Raw genomic sequence first — 11,441 nt, 5'->3', positions numbered from 1 at the left:
GTTAGAGTTTACGTCACAGCTGAGACATCTTCATGTGCTCTTACTCTCCCTTTACAGAATCTGGAGCTGGTGTAGAGATTCAATACGAAGATAATCGGCTGGCCGTTCACATTAATCATAGGTGGCCTGGGGCTCCCGTGAAGAGTCTCCAGTCGCTATTGGGTTGCTGGCAGGTGTCGGTTGCGGGGTAGCGCTGTTATGCTTGGGTTGCATTGGTACGAATCACCCTCTTGTTAAGGAGAATAAGATGATCCTGCTGTTGTCGGGTATGCTGCTGTTTATTGCTATTCATTTGGTTCCTACCGTTCCCAGCTTACGAGCCAGTGTTGTCTTGCGAATGGGAGAGCTGCCCTACAAAGGGGTGTTTGCGCTGATTTCAGCCTGCGCTTTGGTGATGATTGTCATGGGCAAAGCCCAGGCACCGATGGTGGCGTTATGGAATCCTCCCGGTTGGGGGCGGGCGTTTACCGCACCCCTGGTGCTCATCGGATTTATTTTACTGGCCGCCGCGTATGTGCCGTCGAATTTGCGCCGTTTGACACCTCACCCGATGTTGGGCGGGGTGATTTTGTGGGCGCTTGGCCATCTGTTGGCCAATGGTGATCAGGCATCCACGATTTTGTTCGGAGGTTTTGGCTTATATTCGGTGATAGCCATCGCTTCAGCGAATAAGCGTGGCGCGGTTCGTTCCCAAAGCAAAAAGGCCTGGTACTGGGATCTGATTGTGGTCCTGGCCGGTTGTGGAGCCTGGACTCTGATTCTTATGTTGCATAAGAGCCTGTTTGGCGTGCCATTGTGGTAATTTTTTCCAGATTTTCAGGTAAAATGGTTGGGATGGTCGCGAGAATGGCTTTTTCCTCAGGTTTTTTTTAATTTTTCAGCCTAAAACCCTGACCACAATCAAATCAAAAGATGTTCCATTCGATTGATAATATCGCGCTGCATTGATGCGGCCTGAGCTTTTACCTAGGTTAACGATATTTTTATGCCAAACTCTGAACCAATCATCTGGGATTGGAGCCTTCTCCTACAGGAAGTGTCTTCCCGTGCTGCTCCTGTCGACGATGGCGTGCGCCGTTTGTTTCATGGTCGTGGTCACTGTTTTTCGGGGTTGGAAGCTGTCAACCTGGATGCGCTTGGTCGGCAATGGCTGCTGACTTTTTACCGTGAAGTTAATCATGATGAATTATCACAATTAAGTGACGATTTATTGCATATGGCCAAACAGTTTGGTGGCGAACCGTTGCAGTCTCTATTGGTCCAACGTCGTTACTTGCCAGGTGCGCCAACCGAGGTTTTGTGGGGTGAGTTCGACTCCAAGCCGGTCGTTACCGAGCAAGGTGCCTGTTATCAGTTGGAGCTGGGTAAACAGCAGAACAGCGGTTTGTTTCTGGATATGGCTAATGGTCGTCGTTGGATAGCAGCTCACGCCGAAGGTAAACGAGTATTGAATCTGTTTGCCTATACCTGTGCTTTTTCAGTGGCTGCGATGAAAGCGGGCGCCCAACGGGTGGTGAATCTGGATATGAGTCAGCGCTCCTTGCAAAAAGGTTGGGTAAATCATCGCTTGAGCGATTTGGATTTGGGCAAGGTTGAATTTTTGGCTCATGATCTGTTCAAGTCCTGGGGTAAGCTCAAGCGCAAGGGCCCCTATGATATCGTGGTGGTTGATCCGCCCTCTTTTCAGAAAGGCAGCTTTGAGGCGGAGCGGCATTACAGCAAGGTCATTGATCGTTTACCCGGTTTGTTGTCCTCATCTTCTGACGTACTTTTGTGTCTCAATGATCCTGATCTCGGGGTCGACTTTATCAGTGATCGGGTGGCTCAATCTCCGGCGGCGCTGGATTTTGTTGAGCGCATTGAGACTGGGCCGGACTTTCCGGAGCAGGACACAAACAAAGGGTTAAAAATTCTTCACTATCGCTACCAGGGTGACGTGTAGTAAAGGTGCGATAATTTGTCTGGCGGTGAACTTACTGCAAAAGGAGTAGAGCATGATTAGGAAATACTGTGCCAGAGTTGTTTCGTTAACGGCGGTTGTACTGTTATCGATGGTTCAACCGGTGGCGATTGAGTTGGCCTCGGCAGAAACATTGTCAGTGGCTTCGGCGATCAACAAATCAGGGCGCCAGCGTATGCTGACCCAGCGAATCGCCAAAAGCTATATGTTGATTGGGCAGGATATTTTTACCGATAAGTCCCAACAAGAGCTGAACAGTAGTATCGATCTGTTCGATGAGCAGCTGGCCGAGCTCAGGGCGTTTGCCCCCAATGATGAGGTCAACAAGAGTCTGGATAACGTTGAGACACTTTGGGCCGATTATCGTCAAACTGCACTGGCTCCTGTCTCTAGGGATGGCGGGGAAAAGCTTCTGGCAAACAATACCGAGCTGTTGACAGCCTGCCATCAGGTGGTGCTGGATATAGAAGCACTTTCTGATAATAAAGCCGCGAAGCTGGTCAATATTGCCGGTCGTCAGCGTATGTTGTCCCAGCGAATTGCCCTGCATTACGTGGCCATGTCCTGGGGAATGAAAGAACCCGAGGTGATGGAAGCCTTCACCACCGCACAGCAACAGTTCACAGATGCCATGGCTACCATGATGGCGTTTCCCGGCAATACCGCTGATATCACGGCTCGCTTGGAAGAGGTCGAGTTGAAGTGGAGGTATTCCCAGTCCGGCTTTAAAAATATCGATAAAGGGCGTTTTGCTCCCTCCATCATTCAGCGAACCACGACATCGATTCTGACTCAGATGAACACCATCACCGGAATGTATGTCGAGCTGAGCGCGAGCCAGTAACTGATACTTGAAAAGTACGATGCAGTTGGGCGTGTCGATAAGCCAGCTGTTTGATAGCGAGCAGGGGTTCCTGCTCGCCGTGCGCCTAGCCGGGATGGGCTAGGCAGTTTTCTTAAAGCACCTGTTCCAGGGCTTTTTCCAGTACTTCGACGGTACGGTCAATATTGTGCAGTTTGTCGAGGCCAAACAGGCCGAGACGGAAGGTTTGAAACTCCTCGCCTTCGTCGCACTGCAGCGGAACACCGGCGGCAATTTGCAAGCCTTCGGCCACAAATTTGCTGCCATTGTGGATGCCGCCATCGGCGGTATAGCTGACTACAACTCCCGGGGCTTCAAAGCCTTCCGCCGCTACGCTGGCAATGCCTTTTTGTTTCAGTAAGGCGCGAACCCGATCGCCCAGGTCCTGTTGTTCCTGACATACCTTGTCGAAACCATACGCCTGGGTTTCTTTCATGACGGCGCAAAAACGGGTCAATGAATCGGTGGGCATGGTGGCATGATAGGCATGGCCGCCCTGCTCGTAGGCTTCCATAATTTGCAGCCATTTTTTCAGGTCGCAGGCAAAGCTGGTGCTGGTGGTAGTTTCAATGCGTTCGCGAGCCAGTTTGCTCATCATCACCAGGGCGCAGCAGGGTGAACCGCTCCAACCTTTCTGTGGTGCACTGATCAGCAGGTCTACGCCACAGGCTTGCATATCGACCCAAATGGTTCCGGAGGCGATGCAGTCGAGCACTAATAGGCCGCCAACCGCATGCACGGCGTTCGCCAGGGCTTTGATATAGCTGTCAGGCAGCATCATACCGGAGGAGGTTTCCACGTGCGGAGCGAAGACCACAGCGGGCTTTTCTTCGGCGATGGCGGCGACTACCTCGTCAATCGGGGCAGGAGCAAAAGGGGCCTGCCTGGCGTCGCTAATCGGACGGGCCTTCATTACGGTGGCGGCCGATGGGATCTGGCCCATCTCCATAATCTGGCTCCAGCGATAGCTGAACCAGCCGTTACGAACCACCAGGCACTTCTGGTCGGTGGCGAATTGGCGCGCTACGGCCTCCATACCAAAGGTGCCGCTGCCGGGTACCACGGCGACCGATGTCGCGTTATAGACCTGCTTCAGGGTGCTGGAAATGTCTCGCATGACCCCCTGGAAAGACTGGGACATATGGTTTAACGAACGGTCGGTATAGACGACGGAATATTCTAGTAAACCATCTGGATCGACATTGGGTAACAGGCCGGACATAAGGTGACTCCCTGGGAAAATTGTGGCTAATTTAATTAAATTGACCCTGCTTAGCAAGGCGGCTGCGCTCTAGGCCCCATGGTTACAGGGTGGCCTCGTTGAGGGTGCTATGATCATGGAAGGTTTCAGGAGACTGTTGTGGGCTATCTATGGAGTTGGAGGGTGGTGGCGTTCTCGGGGCTGGTGTTAGCTGCGGAGCTTTGGGCGCAGCAACCCCTGCTGGATTTGCGTCAGGCGAGCGCTGATGGCCCGATTCCCGAGGCCTGGCAACCGTTGACCTTCTCTGGCCTGGCCCCCACCGATTATCGCCTGGTTGAGGAGGGTGAACGGGTGATCCTGTGTGGTGTTGCCAATGCTTCTGCGTCCGGCTTGGTGAGACGTATCGATGGGAATACCGATCATTTTCCTGAGATTGCCTGGGAGTGGAGAGTATCCAACGTCTATTCGGGGGCGCGCCTCGGCGATCGTGCCGGGGATGATTATCCCGCCCGCCTCTATGTCACCTTCGCTTTCCAGCCGGAGCGAGCCGATTGGAGTACGCGTCTGAAGTATGAGAGTTATCGAGTGCTCTATGGCGAATACCCTCCTCACAGCGTGCTCAATTATGTGTGGGCCAATAGCGAAGCGCCGGAGACTTTTGCGATCAGCCCCTACGCCGATAACTCCATCATGCTGGCGGTGCAGGGAGGGGAGCAATATCTGAATCAGTGGCAGTTCGAACGACGACATATAGCCGACGATTACCGCAAGGTGTTTGGTGAAGATCCGCCGCCCATTTCGGGGGTCGCACTGATGAGCGATGCCGATAATACGGGGCAAAAAGCGACCGCCTGCTTTGCTTCAATCGAGCTTTTGTCGCCTTGATTTACCCCGTGCCTTATTGCCCTTCGATCAGGGTAAGGCTGTTTACGTCGAGTCCCTGCAGGCGATAAGCCCGACCGAAACCGCAAATAAAGGTGCCCTGGTCGGGGGTGATCCTGAACAGATGGAAGTCGGGTAGCTGTTTTAGCACTGGCATGGTGCCGCCGAGCTCCTGTTCGAGTTGGTCGGTGATCTGATGCCACCGGGAATCTGTTCGTTCAATGCGTGTGGCTCGTGCTGTACAGCTCAAGCGCTGTCGGCGAAAGGCATTGCTGCAATCGGCCTGGTCTTCGATCAACAAGAGTGAAAGCTGTTCATTCGCCAACAGGTTGCCGGTATGCGGGGCCAACTCGCTGAGGAATACATAAAAGGCACCCTCATTAAGGCAACAGGGTGCATAACTGGACAGTGGCTTGCCGTCGGTGTCGACGGTGGCAAGCATCAAGCTGTTTCTGGAGGCGAGGAAATGATTCAGCTGCTCGGCGACGCCGGTCATGGTTGGCACTCCTGTAACCCGGTATGCCTCATCGGGTCACCATGGATGCTCCGGCCTTCCTAAGGCTGTTGGCATCTTTTCTTGGCGGTAAAGTGACGCCCCGGGCGCAGGCCGGACGCGAGGCAATCGCGTCGATCCAGCGTTTGAGATGATCGAGTCCGTCGATGGCAACGCCGGACCATTCGTAATTCCTGACCCAGGTCCAGTTAGCCATGTCGGCAATGCTGAAGTCATTCACCAGGTATTCATGGTCTTGCAGGTGTCCGTCGAGTACCTCAAACAGGCGTCGGGATTCGTTTTGGTAGCGGTCGATCGCCGGTTGCAGGGTTTCCGGAAAATAGCGATAGAACACATTGGCCTGGCCCATCATCGGGCCGATGCCGCCCATCTGGAACATCAGCCATTGCAGTACTTGGGAGCGAGCCTTGGGTTCGGTAGGTAAAAACTGACCCGACTTTTCTGCGAGATAGATCAGGATGGCGCCCGACTCGAATACTGCAAAGTCGTCGTTGTTCCTGTCAACGATGGCCGGGATGCGGCCATTCGGACAGATGCGAAGGTACTCTTCCGATTTCTGCTCGCCGGCTGTCAGGTCAAGCGGGATCAATCGGTAGGGCAGGGCCATCTCTTCCAGGGCGATGGAAACCTTGTAGCCGTTAGGGGTTGCCGCCGTGTAAAAGTCGATCATAGATTGCTGCTCGTTCAGGCTTGGGCGCTGGGCCGACTGGATACCAGTTGGTGCCAGCGCAGTAAATGGGTCTGCTCGGGACTGGGACGGACCTTGATCACCCGGGCAAAGTCGATCGCGCACAGAGCCGTGATATCCGCAACGCTGAAGGCTTCCCCTGCAATGTAGGTGTTGTTGGCCAGATGCTTGTCGAGGGTCTCCAGCATTCCGATAGAGGCCTGCCGGTTGATCTCTCCCCATTCCTGAACGGGGGTCATGCGGTCATTGAATGCGCCGGAAAGGTGCTGAAAACCCATACCAACTGACAACATCAGGGTAAATTCCATACGCCTTTGCCACATCTCGATAGTGGCTTTTTCCAGCGCCGTGCTGCCCATCAGCGGAGGTTCAGGCTGGAGTTCCTCAAAGTAGCGACAGATGGCGATTGATTCCGACAGGCAGGTGCCGTCATCGAGCTCCAGAACCGGCACCTTGCCCCAGGGATTCTTGGACCGAAACTCGCTCGACAGGTTCTCTCTTTGCATGATGTCGACCTGCACGTATTCGATATTGATGCCTTTTTCGGCTAAAAAAATCCGTACGCGGCGAGCGTTGGGGGCGGTGCTGGTTTCAAGAATTTTCATAATGGCTCCTAGGATTTGATTCTTGTTATTGGGCTCGGAAGCCTGAATGGGTATGGAAACGTTAAGCAGTTCATCCGGCCCGGTCAAGTAAGGAGTCGAAGTCGAAAAAAAGCCGGCTTGATAATGAACCGGGGAATTCTTCTACCGAAGGTAATCAGGTATCTGTGGGGTGCCCGGGGGTTGTTGAGTTTGAATGATTGGCCGATTTCGTCAGAGGGTTCGGTGTATTTGGCCATTGCTCCATCGGCAGAGCTAATGCAGCATAGAGAGCTCTGGACAACCTGACAAAAAAACCTATGCCCATACGCAAACGTTACCAGCACGAGCAGGTCGAAGGTGCTCGTGTCGGCCGGCTTGATGCCGGCATTAATACCACCTTTATCGTTTACCGCATTGGTTCTACATTGATCGACTGCGGGCCTTCCAATCAATGGAGGTCGGTGCGGGAGTTTGTTGCGGAGCGCCGGGTCAAGCAGCTACTGATTACCCATCACCACGAAGACCATAGCGGCAATGGCGCTCGCCTTGCTCGTCAGTTCGGTTTGACGCCCCTGGCGCCACAGCTGGCACAGGACAAGCTCAGCTCAGGTTTTTATATCCCACCGGTTCAGCGCATGGTCTGGGGTCGCCCCCATCCGGTAGAAACTGCCCCGCTGCCGGATCAGGTTGTCCTCGCCGATGGTGGTTTGCTGTATCCGGTCCATACGCCGGGCCATGCCAAGGACTTGACCTGTTTTTATCTGCCGCAGCAGAAATGGTTTTTTAGTGGTGATCTCTATATCTCCAAATCGCTCAAAATGCTGCGCGCCGATGAAAATCTGGTACAGCTGATCGACAGCATCGGCAAGATACTGACCCTGGATTTTGAGGTGTTATTCTGTCCGCACCGAGGCATTGTCGAAGAGGGTAAAGCCTCTTTGCAAGCCAAGTTCGATAACCTGTTGTCGCTGTGTGGTGAAGTGCAAGGCCTTGCGCGAGAAGGTCTCACCTCTCGCGAAATCAGCGATAAAGTGCTCGGGCCCGAAGGCTGGATTTCAAAATTGAGTCGATACAATATCTCCAAGATCAACCTGGTCGATGCGGCCTTGACCGTTGACCTGGATCGGCCGGTGACCAGTCAGGTGGTGTTACCGGCAGCCTGAAGCTTCAGTCCAGGGCCATGGCATCTCGTGCCATAACGTCTAGTCCCGAGTTATACTGGTCGGCAACAGGCTTTGTTCCTGCTATTAATAAGGCAACGGCAGTATGCAGCTTCATTTTCGACAAGAGGGCCGGGGTGAGCCCCTGCTATTGATTCATGGCTTGTTCGGTTCGCTGGAAAATCTGGGCTATGTCGCACGTCGTTTGAGTGATCGGTTCAGGGTGTTCTCGCTGGATATGCGCAACCATGGGCGTTCGCCGCATCATGGCTTGATGAGCTATGACCTTATGGTGGCCGATGTGGTTCGGTTTCTCGACCAGCAGCAATTGGATCAGGTTCGTCTGTTGGGGCATTCCATGGGCGGCAAGGTGGCCATGCAGCTGGCCCTTTCGCACCCGCAACGCGTCAAGCAGCTGGTTGTCGCCGATATTGCCCCCGTCACCTATGAGGATCATCACAGCCAGATCTTTAAGGGATTATTGAGCTTCGACCCGGCCGACATCCATTCTCGGGGAGAAGCCGATCGCCTGCTCAGTGACTATGTGCCAGAACTGCCAGTACGCTCATTTTTGCTTAAGAACCTGATACGTCGAAGTGAGGGGTGTGGCGGTTTCCGGTGGCGGGTAAATCTGCCCGTGTTGCTGGAGCAGTATCACAATATTATGCGAGGTCAGCAGGGCACACCTTTTGACGGGGCTACCCTGTTTATCAAGGGAGGCAATTCTGATTATATCTTGCCCAAATACCGGGATCAGGTAGCGGCTCTTTTCCCCCGGGCAGATCTGAAAATAATGAGTGGTACAGGGCATTGGTTGCATGCTGAAAAACCCGACCTGTTTTGCAACCTGGCACTGCGGTTTTTAACGAACAACTAGGTGCCGCTGGTTTGTAAGAGAGCACTGATATAGAGTGGTTGAAAGTCCCGAGGGCAACTAACCTTCTGCTATGCCGGTATTCGGAATCTCTCGTCAATATTTCATTACTATCCTGAGCTTTGTGATCGTCGCAGGACTGGGGTTCTATTGGACCGACCTGTCCGGGAATTTGGCGAAAAACGAGCAACATCTACTTATGCGCCAGCTGGTTGCCGCCCAGGCTTCAGCCATAGAGCGCAATCTGGCACGGTCGTTGTCCGCCACCGATTTTCTCGATCTGGAAATACGTCGACAGAATGGCAAAATCGATAATTTTGATGCCTTTGCCAGTTCAGTGTTGGAATCTTTTGCTGGCGTTGCCAATCTTCAGTTATCCCCCAGTGGGGTTATTCGCCAAATTTACCCACTGGCGGGTAATGAAGCAGCCATTAATCACGATGTCCTTAGCCAAAGCCGGTATAACCCGCAAGCTCATCAGGCGGTGAAAACCGGCGAGTTGACGCTGGCTGGGCCCTTTGAGTTGGTTCAGGGAGGTAGTGGGCTGGTGGGCTACAATCCGGTGTTTATCGATCAGGGTGAGGGTAAACAGTTTTGGGGGTTTGCTTCAGCCCTGCTTTATCTGGACGATCTTTTGGCCTCAACCGACCTGCAAACTCTGGCGCAAAAAGGTTACCGCTACCGATTGTCTCGGCGTGACCCGATAACCCAGGCTGCGGTGGTGTTTGCTCGTACTACTGAAACGGTTGATGAGGAGGCCTTTGAGTATTCTATAGAAGTTCCCAATGCCCAGTGGCAGCTAGCCATGAGTCGGCCCAATGGGTTGGTTGATGGACTCTTCTCATTTGGTTTTGTCGTCAGCCTGTTAGCCGCTTCTTTGGTAGCTAGTGCGGTCAACCAGCTACTGAAACAGCCGGTGATATTAAGGCGGGTGGTGGCAGAAAAAACTCGCCAGCTGGAAGAGCTGGCGTTTTATGATCCCTTAACCGGTTTGGCCAATCGTCGCCTGCTGAACGAGCAAATCGATCTGATTCTCAAGCGTATGCGACGTGATGGTGGTAAGGCTGCGTTGCTCTATCTGGACCTCGATGATTTTAAAATAATCAATGACTCTATGGGGCATAGTGTCGGGGACCAGTTGTTGGCTCGTGTTGCGGGCAGGTTACGCGCGGTGGTTCGTGAAAGTGACTTGGTGGCGCGATTAGGCGGCGATGAATTCGCCATCCTGTTACAGGATATGCGGCTACCGGATTCGAGCATTGCTGTGTGTAAAAAACTGATCAGCAGCCTGCGTCAACCCATTATGATCGAGGGTAAGGAGTTCGTCGTTTCCACTTCAATAGGGGTGACTCTGTTGCCGGGTGATGGAGATGATGTCAGCACTTTACTGCGCAATGCTGATCTGGCGATGTACGATGCCAAACACGCTGGCAAAAGTCGTTTTAGTCTGTTCAATGCTCATATGCGCGAGCAGGTTTTGCAGAGAATGATGATTGAGGAAGAGTTAAGGTCCGCGATCGAAGAGCACCAGTTTATCTTGCACTTACAGCCCCAGGTGGATATTGCCAACAGTAATGTTATGGGCTACGAAGCGCTAATCCGCTGGCAGCATCCGACACGAGGCTTGCTGTATCCGGATGCCTTTATCGGTGTGGCGGAACAGTCCGGCATGATTCGTGAAATTGGCTATTGGGTGATGGAAGAAGCCTGTCGAATTTTGCGTGAGGATCCGGATCTTATCGGAGAAAATTGCTCCATTGCGATTAATCTTTCGTCCAGTCAGTTTACCGATGTTGAACTCCTTCCTCGCATAACCCGAATTTTGAATGACAATAAGATAGATCCCGGACGCTTTGAAATTGAGATCACGGAATCGGTGTTGATGCACGATGTCGATTCGGTTGTGGATGTGTTGCAGGAGATCCGAGCGCTGGGGGTAAAGATCTCCGTGGACGATTTTGGTACCGGCTATTCCTCCCTGGCCTATGTGCACCGTTTCCCTATTCATACCCTGAAGATAGATCGTGGGTTTATACAGTCGCTGTCACAGGATTCAAACGATCAAATGATTGTCGAAGCGATCATCGCCATGGCGCATAAGCTTCAGCTCAAGGTTGTGGCCGAAGGCGTTGAGGAAGAGAAACAGTACCAGCGATTGAAAGAGTTTCGCTGCGACTTTGCCCAGGGTTACTGGATGAGCCGGCCCAAACCACTGGAAGAAATATCGGGAGCGCGGACTACGATTGCTCAGCAGTTAAGTCATAAAAATACGGCAAAAAAATAGCGCGGGTTAGGGGTGATTCTGGTTGCCACGAAATGATGGCAGGTGGTGAGGCTGTTCGCTATTGGTTATCCATTTCATCGTGGTGTTTCTTTTTTGGCTGCGACAGCCTGATGCCAGCATGACGGAGTTTCTGATTAGCCGAGCGCTGAAGATGGCCTTCAACCTTAGGGAGGTAACATCCAGCTTGGTGATTTATTCCGACCGCGGGGTACAGTATCGGGCTCGGCGCTACCAGGATTTAATCCGATCCTATGGAGGTAGAATCAGTATGAGCCGAAAGGGTAATTGCTGGGATAATGCCCCTATGGAATCCTTTTTCAGTCGGTTCAAAGTGGAATTGATTTATGCGGAACAATACCAGTCGATAGCCGAAGCGAAATCCGGTATCTTTGAGTACATTGAAATCTTTTATAATCGAATAAGAAGGCACTC

The 11,441-nt window shown here is 52.7% G+C and carries 12 protein-coding genes; 8 read left to right on the top strand and 4 right to left on the bottom strand.

The genetic code is table 11. From position 1 onward, the window contains the following. Positions 1 to 247 precede the first annotated feature (247 nt). From MIB40_RS10870 to MIB40_RS10860, 3 genes are all read left to right on the top strand, one after another. A complete protein-coding gene (locus MIB40_RS10870; RefSeq protein ID WP_249693949.1) occupies positions 248 to 802 on the top strand; it encodes an NnrU family protein in 555 nt (184 codons plus the stop codon). A gap of 183 nt (positions 803 to 985) precedes the next feature. After that, positions 986 to 1,942 (top strand): class I SAM-dependent methyltransferase, encoded by a 957-nt coding sequence (locus MIB40_RS10865; protein ID WP_249693947.1) that lies wholly within the window; start codon positions 986 to 988, stop codon positions 1,940 to 1,942. Between the two features lie 52 nt (positions 1,943 to 1,994). After that, positions 1,995 to 2,804 (top strand): type IV pili methyl-accepting chemotaxis transducer N-terminal domain-containing protein, encoded by an 810-nt coding sequence (locus tag MIB40_RS10860; protein ID WP_249693945.1) that lies wholly within the window; start codon positions 1,995 to 1,997, stop codon positions 2,802 to 2,804. Positions 2,805 to 2,916: 112 nt separating this feature from the next. On the opposite strand, the gene MIB40_RS10855 is transcribed toward MIB40_RS10860, so the two are convergent. Then, positions 2,917 to 4,044, bottom strand: a complete 1,128-nt coding sequence (locus MIB40_RS10855; protein ID WP_249693944.1) for an aminotransferase class V-fold PLP-dependent enzyme — start codon at positions 4,042 to 4,044, stop codon at positions 2,917 to 2,919. Positions 4,045 to 4,182: 138 nt separating this feature from the next. Here MIB40_RS10855 and MIB40_RS10850 point away from each other — a divergent pair, with 138 nt between their 5' ends. After that, the gene (locus MIB40_RS10850) at positions 4,183 to 4,908 is read left to right on the top strand and encodes a DUF3047 domain-containing protein (protein ID WP_249693943.1); all 726 of its coding nucleotides are present in this window, start codon (positions 4,183 to 4,185) and stop codon (positions 4,906 to 4,908) included. Between the two features lie 13 nt (positions 4,909 to 4,921). Here MIB40_RS10850 and MIB40_RS10845 read toward each other — a convergent pair whose 3' ends face one another. The 3 genes from MIB40_RS10845 to MIB40_RS10835 are packed head-to-tail and all read right to left on the bottom strand — an operon-like array spanning position 4,922 to position 6,712. After that, a complete protein-coding gene (locus MIB40_RS10845; RefSeq protein ID WP_249693942.1) occupies positions 4,922 to 5,401 on the bottom strand; it encodes a HugZ family pyridoxamine 5'-phosphate oxidase in 480 nt (159 codons plus the stop codon). A 28-nt stretch (positions 5,402 to 5,429) separates the two neighbouring features. Beyond that, positions 5,430 to 6,089 carry a glutathione S-transferase family protein gene (locus MIB40_RS10840; RefSeq protein ID WP_249693941.1) on the bottom strand — a complete coding sequence of 220 codons (660 nt, stop codon included), beginning with the start codon at positions 6,087 to 6,089 and terminating at the stop codon, positions 5,430 to 5,432. A 14-nt stretch (positions 6,090 to 6,103) separates the two neighbouring features. Beyond that, on the bottom strand, positions 6,104 to 6,712 hold the full coding sequence (locus MIB40_RS10835; RefSeq protein WP_249693940.1) for a glutathione S-transferase family protein: 609 nt from the start codon (positions 6,710 to 6,712) through the stop codon (positions 6,104 to 6,106). Between the two features lie 296 nt (positions 6,713 to 7,008). Here MIB40_RS10835 and MIB40_RS10830 point away from each other — a divergent pair, with 296 nt between their 5' ends. The 4 genes from MIB40_RS10830 to MIB40_RS19865 form a co-directional block, all read left to right on the top strand. Continuing rightward, positions 7,009 to 7,854 (top strand): MBL fold metallo-hydrolase, encoded by an 846-nt coding sequence (locus MIB40_RS10830; protein WP_249693939.1) that lies wholly within the window; start codon positions 7,009 to 7,011, stop codon positions 7,852 to 7,854. A gap of 103 nt (positions 7,855 to 7,957) precedes the next feature. Beyond that, positions 7,958 to 8,728 carry an alpha/beta fold hydrolase gene (locus tag MIB40_RS10825; protein WP_249693938.1) on the top strand — a complete coding sequence of 257 codons (771 nt, stop codon included), beginning with the start codon at positions 7,958 to 7,960 and terminating at the stop codon, positions 8,726 to 8,728. A gap of 70 nt (positions 8,729 to 8,798) precedes the next feature. After that, a complete protein-coding gene (locus MIB40_RS10820) occupies positions 8,799 to 11,009 on the top strand; it encodes a bifunctional diguanylate cyclase/phosphodiesterase (RefSeq protein WP_249693937.1) in 2,211 nt (736 codons plus the stop codon). A gap of 118 nt (positions 11,010 to 11,127) precedes the next feature. Next, positions 11,128 to 11,441, top strand: a 314-nt coding sequence (locus tag MIB40_RS19865) for an integrase core domain-containing protein (protein WP_406566461.1), incomplete at its 3' end; no start/stop codon positions are given.

The organism is Aestuariirhabdus haliotis (assembly GCF_023509475.1).
Taxonomy (GTDB): domain Bacteria; phylum Pseudomonadota; class Gammaproteobacteria; order Pseudomonadales; family Aestuariirhabdaceae; genus Aestuariirhabdus; species Aestuariirhabdus haliotis.
This window is presented reverse-complemented; position numbering and strand designations above follow the sequence as displayed.

Excerpts from the sequence above, each read along its gene's own strand:
- MIB40_RS10870 (WP_249693949.1), top strand. The coding sequence starts at position 248 with ATGATCCTGCTGTTGTCGGGTATGCTGCTGTTTATTGCTATTCATTTG.
- MIB40_RS10865 (WP_249693947.1), top strand. The coding sequence starts at position 986 with ATGCCAAACTCTGAACCAATCATCTGGGATTGGAGCCTTCTCCTACAG.
- MIB40_RS10860 (WP_249693945.1), top strand. The coding sequence starts at position 1,995 with ATGATTAGGAAATACTGTGCCAGAGTTGTTTCGTTAACGGCGGTTGTA.
- MIB40_RS10855 (WP_249693944.1), bottom strand. The coding sequence starts at position 4,044 with ATGTCCGGCCTGTTACCCAATGTCGATCCAGATGGTTTACTAGAATAT.
- MIB40_RS10845 (WP_249693942.1), bottom strand. The coding sequence starts at position 5,401 with ATGACCGGCGTCGCCGAGCAGCTGAATCATTTCCTCGCCTCCAGAAAC.
- MIB40_RS10840 (WP_249693941.1), bottom strand. The coding sequence starts at position 6,089 with ATGATCGACTTTTACACGGCGGCAACCCCTAACGGCTACAAGGTTTCC.
- MIB40_RS10835 (WP_249693940.1), bottom strand. The coding sequence starts at position 6,712 with ATGAAAATTCTTGAAACCAGCACCGCCCCCAACGCTCGCCGCGTACGG.
- MIB40_RS10830 (WP_249693939.1), top strand. The coding sequence starts at position 7,009 with ATGCCCATACGCAAACGTTACCAGCACGAGCAGGTCGAAGGTGCTCGT.
- MIB40_RS10825 (WP_249693938.1), top strand. The coding sequence starts at position 7,958 with ATGCAGCTTCATTTTCGACAAGAGGGCCGGGGTGAGCCCCTGCTATTG.
- MIB40_RS10820 (WP_249693937.1), top strand. The coding sequence starts at position 8,799 with ATGCCGGTATTCGGAATCTCTCGTCAATATTTCATTACTATCCTGAGC.